This is a genomic window from Ralstonia sp. ASV6, from assembly GCF_016429285.1.
Lineage (GTDB): Bacteria > Pseudomonadota > Gammaproteobacteria > Burkholderiales > Burkholderiaceae > Ralstonia > Ralstonia flaminis.
In genome coordinates, this window is sequence record NZ_JAELUI010000105.1 from 1 (window position 1) to 19,941 (window position 19,941).

18 protein-coding genes are annotated in these 19,941 nt (G+C 64.4%); 16 read left to right on the plus strand and 2 right to left on the minus strand.

The genetic code is table 11. The annotated features are described in order from the left end of the window. Positions 1-279: 3-hydroxyacyl-CoA dehydrogenase NAD-binding domain-containing protein (locus JHD73_RS19430; protein WP_233177061.1), on the minus strand; the 279-nt coding region annotated here is incomplete at its 3' end. A gap of 169 nt (positions 280-448) precedes the next feature. On the opposite strand from JHD73_RS19430, the gene JHD73_RS19435 reads away from it, so the two are divergent. The 7 genes from JHD73_RS19435 to JHD73_RS19465 all read left to right on the plus strand — a co-directional run bounded on the left by JHD73_RS19435 (position 449) and on the right by JHD73_RS19465 (position 6,604). Then, positions 449-1,381, plus strand: coding sequence for a LysR family transcriptional regulator (locus tag JHD73_RS19435; RefSeq protein WP_199031869.1), 933 nt, complete (start codon positions 449-451; stop codon positions 1,379-1,381). A gap of 273 nt (positions 1,382-1,654) precedes the next feature. Continuing rightward, positions 1,655-2,341: a hydrolase gene (locus tag JHD73_RS19440; protein WP_021196188.1), complete on the plus strand. Its 687-nt coding sequence runs from the start codon at positions 1,655-1,657 to the stop codon at positions 2,339-2,341. A 114-nt stretch (positions 2,342-2,455) separates the two neighbouring features. Next, positions 2,456-3,277 carry an alpha/beta fold hydrolase gene (locus JHD73_RS19445; RefSeq protein WP_199031870.1) on the plus strand — a complete coding sequence of 274 codons (822 nt, stop codon included), beginning with the start codon at positions 2,456-2,458 and terminating at the stop codon, positions 3,275-3,277. Between the two features lie 66 nt (positions 3,278-3,343). Next, positions 3,344-3,634, plus strand: a complete 291-nt coding sequence (locus tag JHD73_RS19450; RefSeq protein WP_199031871.1) for a XapX domain-containing protein — start codon at positions 3,344-3,346, stop codon at positions 3,632-3,634. A gap of 4 nt (positions 3,635-3,638) precedes the next feature. Beyond that, on the plus strand, positions 3,639-4,058 hold the full coding sequence (locus JHD73_RS19455) for a DoxX family protein (RefSeq protein ID WP_199031872.1): 420 nt from the start codon (positions 3,639-3,641) through the stop codon (positions 4,056-4,058). Positions 4,059-4,068: 10 nt separating this feature from the next. Next, positions 4,069-5,907 carry an amidohydrolase gene (locus JHD73_RS19460; protein WP_199031873.1) on the plus strand — a complete coding sequence of 613 codons (1,839 nt, stop codon included), beginning with the start codon at positions 4,069-4,071 and terminating at the stop codon, positions 5,905-5,907. Continuing rightward, positions 5,897-6,604 (plus strand): YoaK family protein, encoded by a 708-nt coding sequence (locus tag JHD73_RS19465; RefSeq protein ID WP_233177062.1) that lies wholly within the window; start codon positions 5,897-5,899, stop codon positions 6,602-6,604. The genes JHD73_RS19460 and JHD73_RS19465 overlap by 11 nt, the downstream gene beginning before the upstream one ends. Before the next feature lie 625 nt (positions 6,605-7,229). Here JHD73_RS19465 and icmF read toward each other — a convergent pair. Continuing rightward, complete coding sequence (gene icmF / locus JHD73_RS19470; RefSeq protein ID WP_199031875.1) at positions 7,230-10,517, minus strand: fused isobutyryl-CoA mutase/GTPase IcmF; 3,288 nt, start codon at positions 10,515-10,517, stop codon at positions 7,230-7,232. Between the two features lie 310 nt (positions 10,518-10,827). Here icmF and JHD73_RS19475 point away from each other — a divergent pair, with 310 nt between their 5' ends. The 9 genes from JHD73_RS19475 (at position 10,828) to JHD73_RS19515 (ending at position 19,858) form a co-directional block, all read left to right on the plus strand. Continuing rightward, positions 10,828-11,325 (plus strand): hypothetical protein, encoded by a 498-nt coding sequence (locus JHD73_RS19475; protein ID WP_199031876.1) that lies wholly within the window; start codon positions 10,828-10,830, stop codon positions 11,323-11,325. 179 nt (positions 11,326-11,504) lie between these two features. Next, positions 11,505-12,530 carry a hypothetical protein gene (locus JHD73_RS19480; protein ID WP_199031877.1) on the plus strand — a complete coding sequence of 342 codons (1,026 nt, stop codon included), beginning with the start codon at positions 11,505-11,507 and terminating at the stop codon, positions 12,528-12,530. A 243-nt stretch (positions 12,531-12,773) separates the two neighbouring features. Continuing rightward, entirely contained in the window at positions 12,774-13,976 is a 1,203-nt protein-coding gene (locus JHD73_RS19485) for an ammonium transporter (RefSeq protein ID WP_199031878.1), read from the plus strand. Positions 13,977-14,101: 125 nt separating this feature from the next. Next, a complete protein-coding gene (locus tag JHD73_RS19490; protein WP_199031879.1) occupies positions 14,102-14,458 on the plus strand; it encodes a DUF427 domain-containing protein in 357 nt (118 codons plus the stop codon). A 149-nt stretch (positions 14,459-14,607) separates the two neighbouring features. After that, positions 14,608-15,351 (plus strand): AraC family transcriptional regulator, encoded by a 744-nt coding sequence (locus JHD73_RS19495; protein WP_199031880.1) that lies wholly within the window; start codon positions 14,608-14,610, stop codon positions 15,349-15,351. 116 nt (positions 15,352-15,467) lie between these two features. Further along, a complete protein-coding gene (locus JHD73_RS19500) occupies positions 15,468-16,448 on the plus strand; it encodes a DMT family transporter (protein WP_199031881.1) in 981 nt (326 codons plus the stop codon). A gap of 722 nt (positions 16,449-17,170) precedes the next feature. Next, positions 17,171-17,806, plus strand: coding sequence for a LysE family translocator (locus JHD73_RS19505; protein ID WP_199031882.1), 636 nt, complete (start codon positions 17,171-17,173; stop codon positions 17,804-17,806). A 38-nt stretch (positions 17,807-17,844) separates the two neighbouring features. Then, the gene (locus tag JHD73_RS19510; protein WP_199031883.1) at positions 17,845-19,050 is read left to right on the plus strand and encodes a low temperature requirement protein A; all 1,206 of its coding nucleotides are present in this window, start codon (positions 17,845-17,847) and stop codon (positions 19,048-19,050) included. Between the two features lie 100 nt (positions 19,051-19,150). Further along, entirely contained in the window at positions 19,151-19,858 is a 708-nt protein-coding gene (locus JHD73_RS19515) for a glutathione binding-like protein (RefSeq protein WP_199031884.1), read from the plus strand. Positions 19,859-19,941 lie beyond the last annotated feature (83 nt).

A 19,941-nucleotide genomic window follows, 5' to 3' on the forward strand; every position in this document is an offset into this window, starting at 1 on the left:
GTTCTCGGTGGCGGCTTCGATGACGAGATCGGCGCGCTTGAGGTCGTCATAGCTGGTTGAACCCTGGATGCGCGCGAGTGCGGCGTTCTTGTCGGCTTCGGTCAGCTTGTCCTTCTTGATGAGGCGGTCCAGGCTGCCCACCACAGTGGCAATGCCCTTCTGCACGGCGGCATCGCTGATGTCCACCATCACCACGTCCAGCCCGACCACGGCGCATGCCTGTGCGATGCCGTTGCCCATTGTTCCAGCACCGACGATGCCGACCGTTTGGATTGCCATGAACTGCTCCTCGCTAGGTAGTTTGGTAGGGGAATGAAACAGATTGCAGAGGATAAACGACCAGACGATCCCCGGAAAAGCCCCGCGGGCGGCAACGTCACATTCGTCAGGATCCCCGTATGATGACTGGCGTCGCGCCACCCTCACCTGCGGCGCAGGGACCGTACCTATGGACCGCTTTCTCAGTATCGAAGCCTTTGTGCGCGTGGCCGAAACGCGCAGCTTTGCCGAAGCCGCACGCCAGTTGGGTGTAACCAACTCGGTGGTCACCAACCGCGTGCAGCAACTTGAGCGCTTTATCGAGGCGCCGCTGTTCCACCGCAGCACCCGGCACGTGCGGCTGTCAGAGGTGGGCGAGACCTACTACAAGCGGTGCGCCGAAGCCGTCTGCATGCTGACGGACCTGACCGATCAGATGCGCGGCCTGCGCGCCACGCCGGCCGGCAAGCTGCGCATCCGCATGCTGCCCGGTTATGCGCTGAGCCACTTTGCCGCGCCGCTGGCCAGGTTTGGCGCGCAGTACCCCGACATCCAGCTCGACGTGGTGGTGGACGACAGCGTGGTCGACCCGATTGCCGAGGGGTTCGACGTGGCGTTCCAGATCTTCCCGCCCATCAACGATTCGCTGATCGAGAAGCGCCTGTTTGTGCTGCGGCGCGTGTTCTGCGCGACGCCCGCCTACGTTGAGGAGTACGGCCTGCCACAACAGCCGGCCGACCTCCTGCAGCATTCGCTCGCGCTGTACTCCGGCTACCCCACCCGCAAGCGCTGGGCGTTCTCGCAAGGCGGTGAAGTGCGCGCTGAACTCGACCTGCCCGAGCAGGTGCGCTCCAACTCCGTGCACCTGCTGCGCGACTACGCACTCACCAGTGCCGGCATCGCGTGCTTGCCCACGCTGGTGGTGAGCGATGACCTGATCGCCGGCAGGCTCGTGCCTGTGCTGGCCGAGTACGACCTCGCGCCGCTGCATTTTTCTGCGGTCTATCCCGCAACGCAGCGACAGGCCGTCAAGGTGTGTGCGCTGATCGACTGCCTGGCCAACCACCACGCGGGCGAGCTGACCTGGGACGTGCCCCTGCTCGCGCGCGGCTGGGTCCGCTAGGGGCTGGCGCTAGGGGCTGGCGAACCAGTTCCAGCGGCCGGCGCGGGTACAGGTTAGTCGCGCAATATTTCGCGAAGCAGCATGGATTGTTCGTCAATCGCGAAAACTGCACTCGCCGTTTTGGACGTTGTGCACGGAGCGCAGATTCCTATGATGGTTGGGCCGCCGATTGCCGTGGGTGCCGTGGGTTCTGCACGGCACCCGCATGACGCCCATGCGACAACCACACGGCGGCGCTCTCTCATTTGCATCACGCCCCCAACGGATACGGCCATGACGAACCCGAAGCTGGAAGTCCTCACCCCGCAGAACTGTCAACTGATCTTCATCGACCACCAGCCGCAAATGGCCTTCGGCGTACAGTCGATGGACCGACAAGCCCTAAAGAACAATACCGTTGGCCTTGCCAAAGCCGCGAAGATCTTCAACATCCCCACCACCATCACCACCGTCGAGTCGGAGAGCTTCTCCGGCTACACCTACCCTGAGCTGCTCGACGTATTCCCGGGCAAGGAACTGCTCGAACGCACCTCGATGAACTCCTGGGACGACCAGAAGGTGCGCGACGCCCTGGCGAAAAACAACCGCAAGAAGGTCGTCGTCGCCGGTCTGTGGACGGAGGTGTGCAACTGCACCTTCGCGCTGTCAGCCATGCACGATGCCGACTACGAGATCTACATGGTGGCCGACGCCTCGGGCGGCACCTCCAAGGAAGCGCACGACTACGCCATGCAGCGCATGGTCCAGGCTGGCGTGGTGCCCGTGACGTGGCAACAGGTGCTGCTGGAATGGCAGCGTGACTGGGCCCACCGCGATACGTATGACGCCGTCATGAAGCTGGTGAAGGAGCACTCCGGCGCCTACGGCATGGGCGTGGACTACGCCTACACGATGGTGCACAAGGCACCGCAGCGCACGGCCACGCCGCACGAGGCGCTGGCGGCCGTGCCTGCCCGCTGATCGCGCTGCCACCCAAGCCGCATCCCTGCCCTCGGGCGACGCCTGACCAGCAACACCGCTGTTGCACGCGCCGCCCGATTCGCCATCACCATCACACAGAGATCCACTCCCACCATGCAAACGATCACGACTCAAGACGGTACGCGCATCTTCTACAAGGACTGGGGCACCGGCCAACCGGTCGTCTTCTCTCACGGCTGGCCGCTCAACGCCGACGCCTGGGACGCTCAGATGCTGTTCCTCGTGCAGAAGGGCTTTCGCGTCATCGCGCATGACCGGCGCGGCCACGGCCGCTCCGACCAGCCCTCGAAGGGCAACGACATGGATACCTATGCCGACGATCTGGCGGCGCTGCTCGATGCGCTCGACATCCAGGGCGCCACGCTGGTCGGCCACTCCACCGGCGGCGGAGAAGTCGCGCATTACATCGGCCGGCACGGCACCAAGCGCGTCGCGCGCGCCGTGCTGATCGGTGCCGTACCGCCCATCATGCTCAAGACAGCCGCCAACCCGAAGGGCTTGCCGATGGAGGTGTTCGACGGCATCCGCAAAGGGGTGGCGGACAACCGCTCGCAGTTCTACCGCGATCTCGCCACGCCCTTCTTCGGCTTCAACCGGCCGGGTGCCAAGGTCTCGCAAGGCACCATCGACGCCTTCTGGGCGCAGGGCATGACCGGTGGCATTCACGGCCAGTACCTGTGCATCAAGGAATTCTCCGAGGTCGACTACACCGAAGACCTGAAAAAGATCGACGTGCCGGTATTGTTCCTGCATGGCGACGATGACCAGATCGTGCCGATCGACGATTCCGCCAAGCTCGGTGTGGAGCTGGTGAAGAACGGCACGCTCAAGGTCTACCCGGGCGGCTCGCACGGCATGTGCGTGACCGAGGCGGATAAGGTCAACGCCGATCTGCTGGCTTTCCTGTCGTCCTAAGCTGGGTGAGCCGGTGCACGGCGGCGCGCGTGCACCGGCCCCGATCACTGCCTGACAGGAGGCCTCATGAAGCCCTACCTCATTTCCATTGGCGTCGGCATGTTGGTCGGCATCATCTATGCGTTGCTGCACGTACGCTCGCCCGCGCCGCCTGCGATTGCGCTGGTCGGGCTGCTCGGCATGCTGATCGGCGAGCAGATCGTGCCGACCGCGCAGCGCCTGCTGGCGGGTGAACCGATCACGATGGCGTGGTTCCGCCACGAGTGCGTGCCCAAGATCACGGGGGCGCCGCCCAAGGCACCCGAGGCCGAACTTGCGGCCAACCCGGCCGAGCAAACACCGCGCAACCCGACCTGATGCCATGACGCGCCTTTCGCTCGAATCCACAAACGCGGCGGCACCGGCCGACACCGCACTGCACGCTGGCCTGCTGTTCTTGCGCGTAGCCGGCAGTGCGCTGCTCTTTACCGTGCACGGCCTGCCCAAGGTGCTGCACTACAGCCAGGAACTCACGCGCATCGAAGACCCATTCCACATGGGCGCCGCCCCCACGCTGCTGCTCGCGATCCTGTCGGAGACCGTGTGCCCACTGCTCATTGCATTGGGCGTGCTCACACGCCTGGCATGCCTGCCCATCGTTGCCACGCTGCTGGTGGCGATGCTGATCGTCCACCCCGACTGGTCACTCGCTGACGGGCAGTTCGGCTGGATGCTGCTCATCATCTTCGTCACCGTCCTGATTGCCGGACCGGGACGCTTCTCGCTGTTTCCCAAGTACTGACACCGACACCATGACTGCCGACCTCATCCTGCATAACGGCCGCATCCACACAGTCGACCGCGAACGCCCCACCGCCAGCGCCGTTGCCGTGCGCGATGGCCGCTTCACCGCCGTGGGCGACGATGCCACGGTGATGGCGCAGCGCGGCGCCGCGACCCAGGTGATTGACCTGCGCGGGCGTACCGTCATCCCCGGCCTGAACGATTCGCACCTGCACCTGATCCGAGGCGGACTGAACTACAACCTGGAGCTGCGCTGGGAGGGCGTGCCCTCGCTGGCCGATGCGATGCGCATGCTCAAGGAACAAGCCGCGCGCACGCCGTCGCCGCAATGGGTACGCGTGGTCGGCGGCTGGACAGAATTCCAGTTTGCAGAGCGCCGCATGCCCACGCTGGAAGAACTGAACCAGGCCGCGCCCGACACGCCCGTGTTCGTACTGCACCTGTATGACCGCGCGCTGCTCAACCGCGCCGCGCTGCGCCAGGTCGGGTACACCAAGGACACACCGAACCCGCCGGGCGGCGAGATCCAGCGCGACGCCAGCGGCGAGCCCACCGGCATGCTGATCGCCAAGCCCAACGCAATGATCCTGTACGCCACGCTGGCCAAGGGGCCGAAGCTGCCGCCCGAGTACCAGGTCAACTCAACGCGCCAGTTCATGCGTGAGCTGAACCGCCTGGGCGTGACCAGCGCCATCGATGCGGGTGGTGGTTTCCAGAACTATCCGGAGGACTACGAAGTCATCCGCGCGCTGTCGGCGCAAAACCAGCTCACCATTCGCATTGCCTACAACCTCTTCACGCAGAAGCCGAAAGAGGAACTGGCCGACTTCAAGCACTGGACCGGCAGCGTGCAATACCGTCAGGGCGATGACTTCTTCCGCCACAACGGCGCAGGCGAGATGCTCGTCTTCTCCGCTGCGGACTTTGAAGACTTCCTGCAGCCGCGTCCTGACCTTCCCGAGACGATGGAGCAGGAGCTGGAGACCGTGGTGCGTCACCTGGTCGCGCAGCGCTGGCCGTTCCGCCTGCATGCCACGTACGACGAATCGATCTCGCGCATGCTCGACGTATTTGAGCGCGTGAACCGCGACATTCCGTTCAACGGCCTGCCGTGGTTCTTCGACCATGCGGAGACGATCTCGCCGAAGAACATCGAACGCGTGCGTGCGCTCGGCGGCGGCATCGCTATCCAGGATCGCATGGCCTTTCAGGGCGAGTACTTTGTCGACCGCTATGGCGCTGCGGCCGCCGAACAGACGCCCCCCATCAAGCGCATGCTGGCGGAAGGCGTGCCGGTGGGCGCCGGCACGGATGCCACGCGGGTGTCGAGCTACAACCCGTGGACGTCACTGTACTGGCTGTCGAGTGGGCGCACGGTGGGTGGCATGGCGTTGTACCCGGAAGGGCTGCCGCGCGAGGTCGCACTGGAGCTGTACACACACGGCAGCGCGTGGTTCTCGGCGGACCAGGGCAACAAGGGGCAGATCAAGGTCGGGCAGCTCGCCGACCTGGCAGCGTTGTCGGCGGATTTCTTTAGCGTGGACGAGGCTGACATCAAGACCATCGAATCGGTGCTGACCGTGGTGGGTGGGCGCGTGGTCTACGGCGCTGCGGAGTTCACCGAGTTTGGGCCGCCGCCGATTCCGGTGCTGCCGGAGTGGTCGCCCGTCTCGCGCGTGCCCGGGCACTGGCGTCCGGCTGCGCCGTTGCAGCAGCAGGTACACCACTGCGCCGGCGCGTGCACGGTGCACGGCCATGCGCACCAGAAGGCGCGCACGGCCAACGTACCGACCACCGACTTCCGTGGTTTCTGGGGCGCCTTCGGGTGTTCGTGCTTTGCCTTCTGAAGCCGCGGCGACTCCGGCGGTCGCACCGCCGTCAACGCGCTTCCCGATCGCGCAGGGCAGCCTGCTGGCGTTCGTTGCCGGCTATGTCGACGTGGTCGGCTTCTCGGCGCTGTTCGGCCTGTTCACGGCGCACGTCACGGGCAACTTCGTGATGATCGGCGTGGAGTTGGCCGGCTCCGGTCAGGGTGTGCTTGCGAAGCTGCTGGCGTTGCCGGTGTTTGTGCTGGCCGTGGCGTCGACCAAGCTGGCAGTGGCGGCGCTCACGCGGCGCGGTGTGGCGCCGGTACGGCCACTGCTGCTGGCGCAAGCCGTGCTGCTGGCGACGTTCATGGTGGCAGGCCTGCTGGCACTGCCGATTCAATCGGCCGATGCCCCGGCCACCATCGTCGTTGGGCTGATCGGCGTGGCGGCGATGGGGGTGCAGAACGCCAAGGCGCGCATCGTGCTGTCTGAGCATGCACCGACCACCATCATGACGGGCAACACGACGCAGATCGTGATTGATGTGGTGGAGTTGCTGTCGCCTGACAGTACGCAGAAGGATGGTGCTCGTACGCGCCTGCGGAAGATGCTACCGCCGTTGGTGGGGTTCGCTATTGGCGCGGTGCTTGGGGCGTTGGCGTTTGGGGTGGTTTCGTTTTGGTGTGTGGTGCCGCCGGTTTTGATTTTGTTATGGCTGGCTTGGATGCAGCGGTAGATGGTTGGTTTTTTTGTTGGTGGTTCATCCCTTGTTTCATCCCCTGCCGGGGCCGACTCACTTTCTTTGTCTTGCCAAAGAAAGTAAGCAAAGAAAGGCGCGCCCGAGATGGCGAAAGACTCCTTGAATTTATGTCGCAAGGAGGGGAAGGGGAAAACTCGCTGCGCTCAAACAGTTTCCCTTCCTTTTTCCTCCTTGCAACAGAAATTCAAGGCGCCATCTAGGGCAGGGGTAAAGCACACCATCGATTGCCGGTGCACTACTTCGTCTTGTGTTCATGACGACTCACCGCCGGCCGCTAACCTCGTACTCGCATTCCCCCTCGCGCATCACGCATCAACCGAGTTCCAACGCTCACCTTCGTTCCCCGTCGGTTTGGCCTTTGACGTTCCTGCCCTTGATGGCGCCTTGAATTTTCGTAAGCGGGCGGAATAAAGATGGGGAACTGTTTGAGCGCAGCGAGTTTTCCCCATCTCCGCCCGGTTACGAAAATTCAAGGAGGGGGTCGCCATCTCGGGCGCGCCTTTCTTTTGCTTACTTTTCTTTGGCAAGACAAAGAAAAGTGAGTCGTGCCCGGCAGGGTACGAAAGGGGATGCACCACCAACATCAAAACCAAAACCCCAACTACATATTCCGCCGATACTGCCCCCCCACCTCAAATAGCGCATGGGTAATCTGCCCAAGCGAACAAACCCGCACCGCCTCCATCAACACAGCAAACACGTTCTGATCCTCAATCACCGCCCGCTGCAACCGCTGCAACATGGCCGGCGCATCAGCCGCATGACGTGTATGGAAGTCCAGCAACCGCGCAAGTTGGCTCTGCTTCTCTTCCTCGCTTGAACGCGCCAGTTCAATATGCGGCGGCACAATGTTCTCAGCCTCCGGGTTGCGGAACGTATTCACCCCAATGATCGGCAGCGAGCCATCATGCTTGCGCTGCTCATACAGCATCGACTCTTCTTGAATCTTGCCGCGCTGGTAGCCCGTCTCCATCGCCCCCAACACGCCGCCGCGCTCGGCAATGCGCTCGAACTCCTGCAGCACGGCCTCTTCCACCAGGTCAGTCAACTCGTCGATGACGAAACTGCCCTGGTTCGGGTTCTCGCACTTGGCCAGCCCCCACTCGCGGTTGATGATGAGTTGGATGGCCAGCGCGCGCCGCACGGATTCCGCCGTGGGTGTTGTGATGGCCTCGTCGTAGGCATTCGTGTGCAGGCTGTTGCAGTTGTCGTAGATGGCGATGAGCGCCTGCAGCGTGGTGCGGGTGTCGTTGAACGCAATCTCCTGCGCATGTAGAGATCGGCCTGATGTCTGCACGTGGTACTTCAGCTTCTGGCTGCGCTCGTTTGCGCCGTACTTGTCGCGCATCGTCACCGCCCAGATGCGGCGGGCAACACGGCCCAGCACGCTGTACTCCGGGTCCATGCCGTTGGAGAAGAAAAACGACAGGTTGGGCGCAAAGTCATCAATGTGCATGCCACGCGCCAGATACGCCTCCACATAGGTAAAGCCGTTGGCCAGCGTAAAGGCCAGCTGCGAAATCGGGTTCGCGCCGGCTTCGGCAATGTGATAGCCCGAGATCGACACCGAATAGAAATTGCGCACCTGGTGGTGCACAAAATATTCCTGAATATCACCCATCACCTTGAGCGAAAACTCGGTCGAGAAGATGCAGGTGTTCTGCCCCTGATCTTCCTTGAGGATGTCCGCCTGCACCGTGCCGCGCACGTTCTGCAGCACCCATGCGCGGATCTTCGCCTCCTCGTCTTGTGTCGGCTCGCGGGCGTTGTCGGCGCGGAACTTGGCGAGGTTCTGGTCGATGGCGGTGTTCATGAACATCGCCAGGATGGTCGGCGCGGGGCCGTTGATCGTCATGGAGACGGACGTGTTCGGGCTCGTGAGGTCAAAGCCGTCGTACAGCACCTCCATGTCATCCAACGTGGCGATCGACACACCGGAATTGCCGACCTTGCCGTAGATATCGGGACGCACGGCCGGGTCTTCGCCATACAGCGTGACGGAGTCGAACGCGGTGGACAGGCGCTTGGCGTCCATGCCCTCGCTGACGAGCTTGAAGCGCCGGTTGGTGCGGAAGGCGTCGCCCTCGCCCGCAAACATGCGCGTTGGGTCTTCATTCTCGCGCTTGAAGGCGAACACGCCGGCGGTGTAGGGGAAGCTGCCCGGCACGTTCTCACGCATCAGCCACCGCAGCACTTCGCCGTCGTCTTCGTACGGCGGCAGCACGACTTTGCGGATGGTGGTGCCAGAGAGCGTGGTGTGTGTGAGCGCGGTGCGGATCTCCTTGTCGCGGATCTTCACGACGTATTCGTCACCGGAATACGCGCGGCGCAGGTCGGGCCACATGGCGAGCAGCTTGCGCTCGGTGGCGCCGAGTTGAGCATCGCGTTCGGCGGCCTGCTTATCGAGCGCTGAGAGCGTCTGCACGCTCGCGCCCGCGCGCTCCAGCATGAGCCGGCTGGCCTGCAACTGCTGACGCTCGCGCGCGAGGCAGCTTTGCATCTGCACGCGGCGGTGATAGCCGCGCACCGTGTCGGCCAGCTCTGCCAGATAACGCACGCGTGCGGGCGGCACGATTGCGTCGTGGCTGGTGGAGCAATGACCGGCCGGGCGCGGCAGTGTGCGTTCGGCCAACGGCATGCCGCGCGCCGTCAGCAGGTCTGCCAGCGCGTGGTACAGCGCCGTCACGCCGTCATCGTTGAAGTGTGATGCCTGCGTGCCGAACACCGGCATGTCTTCGGGCCGCGCGTGCCATTGCTCGCGGTTGCGCTGCACCTGCTTGGCCACGTCGCGCCACGCATCCTGCGCGCCCTTGCGATCGAACTTGTTGATCGCCACCAGATCGGCAAAGTCGAGCATGTCGATCTTTTCCAACTGGCTGGCAGCGCCAAACTCTGGCGTCATCACGTACAGCGACAGATCGACATGCGGCACGATGGCCGCATCGCCCTGGCCAATGCCGGAGGTCTCCACGATGATCAGGTCGAAACCCGCCGCACGGCACGCGGCAATTGCATCAGGCAGCGCGTCGGAAATCTCGCGGCTGGCCTCGCGCGTGGCCAGCGAGCGCACGAAGATGTGCGGATGGTTGATCGCGTTCATGCGGATGCGGTCGCCCAGCAGCGCCCCGCCCGACTTGCGCCGCGACGGATCGATCGAGATGACCGCGATGCGCAGCCTGTCCTGCTGGTCGAGCCGGAAGCGGCGGATCAGCTCATCGGTCAGTGACGATTTACCGGCACCGCCCGTGCCCGTGATGCCGAGCACCGGCGTATGCGTCACAGCGGCGCGCTCGTGCACGGCCTGACGCAATGCCGGATCGATGCGGCGCGATTCCAATGCCGTAATCAACTGTGCCAGTGCGCGGCGATCGCCGTTGACGATGGGCTCCAGCGTGGTCGGCGCATACGTGGAGAGGTCGATATCGCAGCGCTGCACCATGTCGGCAATCATGCCGGCCAAGCCCATGCGCTGGCCGTCTTCGGGGCTGTAGATGCGGGCCACGCCGTAGTCCTGCAGTTCGCGAATCTCTGTGGGCACGATCACCCCGCCGCCCCCGCCGAACACCTGGATGTGTTCGCCGCCGCGCGCACGCAGCGCATCGATCATGTACTTGAAGTATTCGACGTGGCCGCCCTGGTAGCTCGACACGGCAATGCCCTGTACGTCTTCCTGCAGGGCAGCATTGACCACCTCGTCGACGGAGCGGTTGTGCCCGAGGTGGATCACCTCGCAGCCCATCGACTGCAGGATGCGCCGCATGATGTTGATCGACGCGTCATGCCCATCGAACAGCGAGGCGGCTGTCACGAAGCGCACCTTGTTGCGCACCGGGGCGGGTTCGCTGGCGGGCGTTGGATCGGCCGCGCGGGCAGCGGAAAGATCGGTCATGTCTCCACCTTCGTTGAGTGGGCGCCGGCGTTGAATGTGTTGTGGGACGCACAGGGTGCGGCATGCCGGTCGGAGGATCGAACAGACAGTATTTTCGGGGTGGACGGGAACGTCAACCATCCCGGCGCGACGGGCGCTCGTCAGCCGATTCCTATTTTTCGGACCGATCCGAGCCGCCTTTCGGACCAATCCGACAGAAACGTCAGGCCGCTTCGCCGAAGATTCCCATCACACAAAACTTCACGGGAAATCGCGTCGGGGCCCCAAGCAAGGGCCGGGCGAGCCTTTGGCTCGGACGTGTTGGCGTCATATGACTCTCTCTTCTTTGATCACCAAGCTTCGCGGCATTGCCACCGCTGCGGCGCTCCTGGCTGGCGCATCGCCTGCCGTTGCCGATATCTTTGAACCCGGAGACGAAATCTCCGTCCAGGCCAGCGTGTACAACATGCACTACAGCCGGGATGACCACTACATCAAGTACTCCCCATTGCTGGGCGTTGAATGGCGGCGTGACAACGGTTGGCTGGTGGGCGCGGCGGCGTTCCAGAACTCGTTCGGCCAACCCTCGCAACTGGTGTACGGCGGGTATCTGTGGAACCTGGGCAATACCAACTTCTACGGCAAGCTGACCGGAGGCATCCTGCACGGCTACAAGGGTGAGTACCAGAACAAGGTACCGCTCAACTACAAGGGCTTCTCGCCAGGCATCCTGCCGACGCTGGGCTACAAATACGGGCAGATCCGTACGGAAGTGCAGTTCTTCTGGACCAGTGGCTTCATGGTCACGGTTGGCTACTCGTTCAAGTAGAGCACCACGCCCCGCTTGTTTGCGCAAACCCGCACACGCATGAGTGCACGCAACCCGCGCACGAAAAACACAACGACCCCCTCCTTCCTTGGGGCAAGCCCCGTCTTGCGCACAATCGATACATATCGCTAGAGTCGGGCTTTGGTCGGAAACGGGTCCGGCCACAGGGGGATATTCCAATGCCAAGCCGCGCAACGATGCGCTGGTGTCTGACCGCCATGCTGGCGTACTCCGGCCATGCGCTGGCGTGGGACTACACGCCTGGCGCCATCCCGGGGCTGATCAGCGTGCTTGGCTTTCTGACCGCACAAACGCAGGCGCTGGACCGTGCCATCCAGCGGTTTCCCAGCCAGCGCGAAGAGTTGATCCGAGCCCGCAACCAGTTCGACAACACCTTCCCGCAAGCGCTGGCGCGCACGCGCCGCCTGATCGCCGGGATTCCGCTCACAGATGATGAACGCCAACTGTTGATCGAGCGTGCGCTCGACCTGCACCAGCCGAGCGTGGCCGTCTCTACGCAGACCCCGGAGACCACGCATGCCCTGGCCCAACGCGTGACAGAGCGCGCCCAGGGTAGCCAGGACCGCCCGACGCTGCAGACGTTACTGGCGGTGGTCTACGACGACCGCCCTGCCGAAGAGCTGTCCAGCCGTTTCACGCAAAGCATCACGCTCTCTGACTGGCCGAACGCCAATGGTGCGAACCTGACGCTGCGCTTGCCGTTTTCCTGGGAGCGCGTGCCGCCCACCCCGCCGCGCAAACCCGATCCGGCCCGCGTGGCGATTGGCGCCTGGGCCAACCAGGGCGGCGCAGGGTTGTCGCGCATCGAGCTGATCGTGCGCCCCACCGAAGGCGAGCCCGAAGCCGTATCCGATAACCGCGAGCCCCGCTGGATGCGCGATGCCATCCGGCAAGCCGTGGCGCTGCCGTGCCGGATGACCGGCTGGGGCGTGCAATCGTTCGGCGGGCGCATTGGCGTCTGGGCCAGTTACATCGGCGATGCCCCCGGCCCGCACGCACCGCGCGCTACGAGCAACACGTTCATCGGTCGCGTCTACATGGTCCCGACCGACGGTGCACTCGTGATGCTGCACACGCAGTCGCCCGCCGCATCGCCCGAGCAGGCCGGCGTCTTGCGGCAGCGCTATGAACCACTCTGGACGGCGGTGGCCACCTCCTTCGCCGTGGCGACGCCCAAGCCCTGACGGCGGACGCACCATCTGCGCGCATACCGTGCGCCATCAGCACCAAATAAAGGCATAGACGCACCGAAACCGGGCTCACCCAGGGCCGGCACTCTGCCGACGGATCGGGCGCACGGCTGTGGTGCGCCAATTCACACGTTTGCACACAGTTGGAACAGCTTTTGCATCTGTCGGCGGCTTTTGCGTCATTTGAGGGCATTCTGCACTTGAACGGCGCTGGTCCCAACCCGCACGACAACCATAATGAACACCATCAAAACCGGGGGCGACGCGCTCTTCATCCTGCTGGGCGCGATCATGGTGCTTGCCATGCATGCCGGATTCGCATTCCTTGAGCTGGGTACCGTCCGCAAGAAGAACCAGGTGAATGCGCTGGTCAAGATCCTGGTCGACTTTGCCGTGTCGACCATCGCGTACTTCTTCATCGGCTATTCCGTAGCGTACGGCGTCAACTTCTTTACCGGCGCCGATGTGCTCGCGCAGCAGAACGGCTACGAGCTGGTGAAGTTCTTCTTCCTGCTGACCTTCGCCGCGGCCATCCCGGCCATCATCTCGGGCGGCATTGCCGAGCGCTCGCGCTTCGAGCCGCAACTGGCGGCAACCTTCGTGCTGGTGGGCTTCGTCTACCCGTTCTTCGAGGGCATCGCCTGGAACCAGCGCTTCGGTATCCAACATTGGCTGCAGGCGGTGACGGGCGCGGAGTTCCACGACTTTGCCGGCTCGGTGGTGGTACATGCGGTGGGCGGCTGGATTGCCCTGCCGGCGGTGTTGCTGCTGGGCGCACGCCACGGCCGCTATAAGGACGACGGCCGCATCGCCGCGCATCCGCCATCGAACATCCCCTTCCTGGCTGCGGGCGCGTGGGTACTGGCGGTGGGCTGGTTCGGCTTTAACGTGATGAGCGCGCAGACGCTGGACAAGATGAGCGGCCTGGTCGCCATCAACTCGCTGATGGCCATGGTGGGCGGCACGCTCACCGCATGGTGGATGGGCAAGAACGACCCGGGCTTCTCGTACAACGGCCCGCTGGCTGGCCTGGTGGCCGTGTGCGCGGGGTCTGACGTAATGCATCCGCTGGGCGCCCTGGTGACCGGCGGCATGGCGGGCGTGCTGTTCGTGTGGATGTTCACCCGCGTGCAGAACGTCTGGCGCATCGACGACGTGCTTGGCGTGTGGCCGCTGCACGGGCTGTGCGGCGCATGGGGCGGCATTGCGGCCGGCATCTTCGGGCTGAAGGCATTGGGCGGCCTGGGCGGCGTGTCGTTCTGGGCGCAGGTGGCGGGCACCGCGGGCGGCATCGTGATCGCGCTGATCGGCGGCACGGTGGTGTACGGCGCACTGCGCAAGTTCGTGGGCCTGCGGCTGGATCGCGAGGCCGAGTTCATGGGAGCCGACCTCGCCATCCATCGTGTGTCGTCCACGCCAGAAAGCGAGACACACTGGTAACACCAGCGGAGGCGGAGGGCGTGCCGGCAACGTCCGGCACGGTCCAACACGGAGGGCGCTCTTCCACTAGAGTGAAAGAGCGCCCCGCACCTGCGGGGCTGCATTCTTCGACGCAGGAGCACCGCATGCCCGATACCGCACTCGCATCCCCCATCGTTGTTCAAGCCAATCCGCGTCGCGTTACGGTCACGTTCAATGGCCACACCATCGCCGATACGCGGGCTGCGCGCATATTGCGTGAGCGCTCGCTTCCGCCCGTGCTGTACATCCCGCGTGACGACGTGCGGATGAACCTGCTGGAGCGTACCCAGCATCACACCCAGTGCCCGTACAAGGGCCAGGCGTCTTACTACACCATCGTGGCCGGCGACGAACGCGCCACCAATGCGGTCTGGACGTACGAGCACCCCATCCCGGCCGCTGAACAGGTCGCGGGCATGCTCGCGTTCTATCCGAACATCGTGACCATTACCGAGGAATGAGCGTTGGGCGTTGACACGCCGGTGTCACGCGCGCGGCGCACGATACGCGCGTTCCTCTTCTCACGGATCCTCATCCGTGAAAGTTAAGTGCCCGGTGCCTTCCACCGGGTATTTTTTTGGGCAGACGCCGGTGCTATCCTCGCCCGATCATGCTGGACTTCCGCACCTACGGCCTGGCCGCTCCGCCTCACGCACACGACTTCGTGCAAGTCGTGATGCCCGCGCGCGGCGTGCTGGAGATGGACGTGGACGGCCGCGGCGGCTGCGTCGACACACACCACGCCGCGCTCATCCCCGCCGATGCCACGCATGCCTTTGAAGCCGCCGGCACGAATACCTTCATCGTGCTGGACATCGCCGCGCAAGCGGTTGAAACGCCTGACCTGCGTGGCCTGGCCGACCGCGTGTTCTTCCCGCTCACGCCCGGGCTGCGCGCGCTGACGGCGTGGCTGCAGAGCGCGCATGCGCCATCGGCCGGTCCCGTGGTCGATGCCACGCTGGCGAATGCGTGGTCGACTCTTGCACTGGCGACGCTGGCCGCGCATCCGGCCAATCAAGCGACGCAGCTGCGCGCCCGCACCGACGCGCGTGCCGAGCAAACCTGGCGCACCATCGACCAGCGCTATGCCGATCCGCTGACCCTCGACGAACTTGCCGCCGATGTGGGCCTGAGCACGCGGCGCCTTGCAACGCTGTTCCGAGCTGCGTATGGCACCACCCTGCACGCGCGCCTGGCTGCGGTACGACTGCACCACGCGTTGTCGCTGCTCGAAACCAGCGCGCTGCCCATCGCCGAGATTGCCGCGCGCACGGGCTACTACGACCAGAGCGCGCTCACGCGTCACCTCAAGGCTGTGCACGGCGTGACGCCCGCGGCTGTGCGGCGCGGCTGAATCGCCCCTCTCGTTTCCATTTCCGTTTCTGCCAAAGCACGGCCGTCTTCACCAAGACGCATCGCACGCGCACGCGCAGAGTGCCGGTTCGATTGATCTTCCGGACCAGGCTCCACATGGCTGTTAGCGACACCCACACCGCAACACACCTCGCACCGACGCAGCACGACGCACGGCGCGACCACCTCATGGGACTGGGCTGTGGCGTGGCCGCGGGCGCCCTGTGGGGGATCATCTTTGTTGCGCCCAAGATGCTGCCGCAGTTCTCGCCCCTGGCGCTGTCGGCGGCGCGGTATGTGCTGTATGGCGTGCTCTCTCTGGCGCTGGCGTTGCCCGTGTGGCGCACGCTGTGGCACAAAACGACGCGGCGTGATTGGGGGGCGCTGCTGTTGCTATCGCTGCCGGGCAACCTGCTGTACTACCTGTGCGTGGCGGGCGGCGTGCAGCGTGCAGGCGTGGCGCCGGTGTCGTTGATTGTCGGGCTATTGCCGGTGACGGTCACACTGGCGGGTGCGGCGGAGCACGGTAGCTTACCGTTGCGGCGCTTGGCGCTGCCGCTGCTGATGGCGGTGGCGGGGGTGGTGTGCATCTACCTGGATGCGCCGGCCATGCATGCGGATGCCGGTGGCAGCGCGTACCTCATCGGCCTGCTGATGGCGGCTGGAGCGTTGGCATGCTGGACGGTGTATGCGGTGTGCAATGCGCGGTATTTGCGCAAGCGCCCGCAGTTCACGAGTCGTGAATGGTCATTGCTGACGGGCATTGCAACGGGGGCGCTGTCATTGGTGCTGGCGGTGCCGGCGTTCCTGATGCCGGGGATGGCGACGGCGTCTGCTCAGCCTGCATCGGCGTGGATGCTGTTCTGGGTGATCAATGCTGGGGTCGCGTTGGGGGCTTCGGTGCTTGGCAACAGCCTGTGGAATGCAGCCAGCCGGAAGCTGCCTTTGACACTATCTGGGCAGATGATTGTGTTTGAGACGGTGTTTGCGCTGCTTTATGGGTTTATCTATGAGGCTCGCTTGCCGCATGGGTTGGAAGTGGTGGCTGCGCTGTTGTTGGTGGGTGGGGTGGCGTTGGCGGCGCGGCGGCATGCTTAGTTTTTGCGCTGGTGGTGCATCCCGTGTTTCATCCCCTGCCGGGGCTGACTCACTTTCTTTGTCTTGCCAAAGAAAGTAAGCAAAGAAAGGCGCGCCCGAGATGGCGACCCATCCCTTGAATTTGTGTAAGCGGGCGGAGACGGGGAAAACTCGCTGCGCTCAGACAGTTCCCCGTCTTTTTTCCGCCCGCTTACACAAATTCAAGGCGCCATCTAGGGCAGGGGTAAAGCACACCATCGATTGCCTGTGCGCTACTCCGTCTCGCCCCCACTGGTCGCCGCTAGCCGTTAGCCTCGCACCTCGCGTTAGGCGCCCGCACCCGCACCCGCACCCGCACCCGCACCCGCACCCGCACCAACCGAGCCATGTCGCTCACGCTTGTTCCCCGCCGGTTTGGCCTTTGACGTTCCTGCCCTTGATGGCGCCTTGGATTTTTGTTGCGGGGAGGAAAAAGGAAGGAGCCTTGTCTGAGCGCAGCGAGTTTGGCTCCTTCCCCTCCCCGCGACAAAAATCCAAGGAGGCTTTCGCCATCTCGGGCGCGCCTTTCTTTGCTTACTTTCTTTGGCAAGACAAAGAAAGTCAGTCGGCCCCGGCAGGGGACGAAACGGAAGCAAACCACCAACACAAAACCCAAAACGCAAAAACCAAACACCCCTCGTTTGACGCCCCAAAATTTTCATGGATAACTGTCTCTCCCAACCCCAAAAACCAGAGACCCCACCATGACCCTCCACACCTGGCTGGCCTTCATTGGCGCCAGCATCATCATCCTGCTGATCCCGGGCCCCACCATCCTGCTGGTGATTGGTGATTCGCTGGCCAACCGTGGCCGCTCGGCGTGGAGCACGGTGGCGGGCGTCGCCGCCGGTGACACCACCGCCATGGCCGTCTCGCTGGCTGGCGCGGGCGCCCTGCTCGCCGCATCCGCCGCGGCATTCACAGCGCTCAAGCTCATCGGCGGTTCGTACCTCGTCTACCTGGGCATCAAGTCCATCCTCAGCGCCCGCCGCCTGCGCGACAATGCGCCCGAGGCCGCCATCCCGATGCAGCAAAAGTCCGCCGGCCGCCGCTTCCTGTCCGCGTGGACGGTCACCGCGCTCAACCCCAAGAGCATCGTCTTCTTCGTCGCGTTCGTGCCGCAGTTCATGTCGGCTGACCAGACCTTCCTGTCGCAAAGCGTGATCCTGCTGCCGACTTTCGTGTGCCTGGCCGCCGCCAATGCGTCGATGTACGCGCTGGCCGCCAAGCTGCTCGCCAAGCGCCTGACCAGCGTGGCCGCGCAGCGTCGCTTTGGCTACACCGGTGGTGCGGTAATGGTGGGGGCCGGCACGCTCACGCTCGGCATGCAGTCGGCCTGACCTGTCCACCTGAACACAACACACACGAAAAACTCACGATGCACCGCAGCTACCTCCGCGCCGCGCCCACCCTATCCGATGGTGGGCACGGCCACCACCGCGTCACCAACATCGAGCTGTTCTTCGATCTGGTGTTCGTCTTTGCGGTGACGCAGCTCTCGCACCTGCTGATCGGCAACTTCACGCTAGAAGGCGGCGCGCAGGCGCTGCTGCTGATGCTGGCGGTGTGGTGGGTGTGGATCTTCACCTCGTGGGTCACCAACTGGCTCGACCCCGAGAAGCTTGCCATCCGCATCCTGATGCTGGTGCTGATGACGGCGGGGCTGCTGCTCTCGGCATCGCTGCCGCAGGCGTTCAGCTCACGCGGACTGGCGTTTGCGCTGGCCTACGTCTTCATGCAATTCGGGCGCACGTTGTTCTTCCTGTGGGCCGTGCGGCATGAGTCGCTGAGCATGCGGCGCAACTTCCAGCGCATCGGTGTGTGGCTCGGCATCTCGGCGGTGCTGTGGCTGGCGGGCGGGCTGTCGGACGTGCCGGTGCGCTGGGTGTGCTGGATCGCCGCGCTGGCCATTGAATGGATCGGCCCGTCCATGGGCTTCTACACGCCGGGCCTGGGCCGCTCCACCACTGACGACTGGAACGTGGAAGGCGGCCACATGGCCGAGCGCTGCTCGCTGTTCGTCCTCATCGCGCTGGGTGAGTCCGTAACGGTGACGGGCTCGACGTTTGCCGGGCTCGACTGGAACGCAGCCAACATTGCGGCGATGGCCGTGTCGTTCATCGGCAGCCTGGCCATGTGGTGGCTGTATTTCGACACGATTGCCGAGCGCGGCGCACACACCATGTCGCACTCGGCCGACCCGGGCCGCCTGGCGCGGCTGGCGTACACCTACATCCACGTAGTGCTGGTGGCGGGCATCATCATTGGGGCGGTGGCCGACGAGTTTGTGCTCGCGCATCCGGTGGGCCATCCGCATGCGGGCGCGGCGCTGGCGGTGCTGGGCAGCGCAGGGCTGTATCTGCTGGGCAACCTGCTGTTCAAGTGGGCGATCTTCGGGCGGGTGCGCCCGGCGCACGTGGTCGGGCTGGTCGTACTGGGAGCGGCCGGGCTGCTGGTGGCGGATGGCCTGTCCGCGCTGGCTGTGTCAGCGCTGGCAACCGGGGTGCTGTGCGTGACCGCTGCGTGGGAGAGCTACGCGCGATCGTGTGAGACGCCCGAGCCCGCACAGGTGCACGGCCACTGAGCCAAGTGGCCACCCAGAAATTCCGATTTCTGGTCATTACAAAAGGCCACTCACGCACCTACTCTGTCAACCAACACGACAGAAACACGAGGGCCCCGCCATGATCGACCTCTACACCTGCGCCACCCCCAACGGTCTGAAGATGGCGCTGTTCTTTGCCGAGACCGGTTTGCCGCACCGCGTCATCCCCGTGGATATCAGCCGGGGGGACCAGTTCAAGCCCGAGTTCCTCGCCATCTCGCCCAACAACAAGATCCCGGCCATGGTCGACCACGACCCGGCCGAGGGGACCGAGCCCGTGGTGCTGTTTGAATCGGGCGCCATGCTGCTCTACCTGGCCGAGAAGACCGGCCAACTACTGCCCACAGACCTGCACGGCCGCATGGAAGTGCTCAAGTGGCTGTTCTGGCAGGTGGGCGGCCTGGGCCCGATGGCCGGGCAGATCGGCCACTTCAACGTGTATGCGCCCGAGCGCGTGCCCTACGCCATCGACCGCTACACCAAAGAAACCAACCGCCTGTACGGCGTGCTCGACCGCCGTCTGGCCGATCGCCCGTACATTGCCGGCAACGACTACACCATCGCCGACATCGCGGCCTACCCGTGGATCGTGCCGCACGCAGGGCACGGGCAAGACCTGGGCGACTTCCCGCACCTGCAGCGCTGGTTCAAGGCCGTTGGCGCACGCCCGGCCACCGAGCGCGCGTATGCCGGCGTCGAGCGCGCCTACTCGCGCCGCCGCGAAGACATCTCCGACGACGAGCGCCGCGTGCTGTTCGGCCAGACCGCCGACACTACCGCGCTCTAGTCCCCTGCGGAGCCACAGGCTCCGCCCCTCCTCCCGCTTTCCTCTTCTGACAGGAGCCGACCATGCCGGCATCGCTGTGGTGG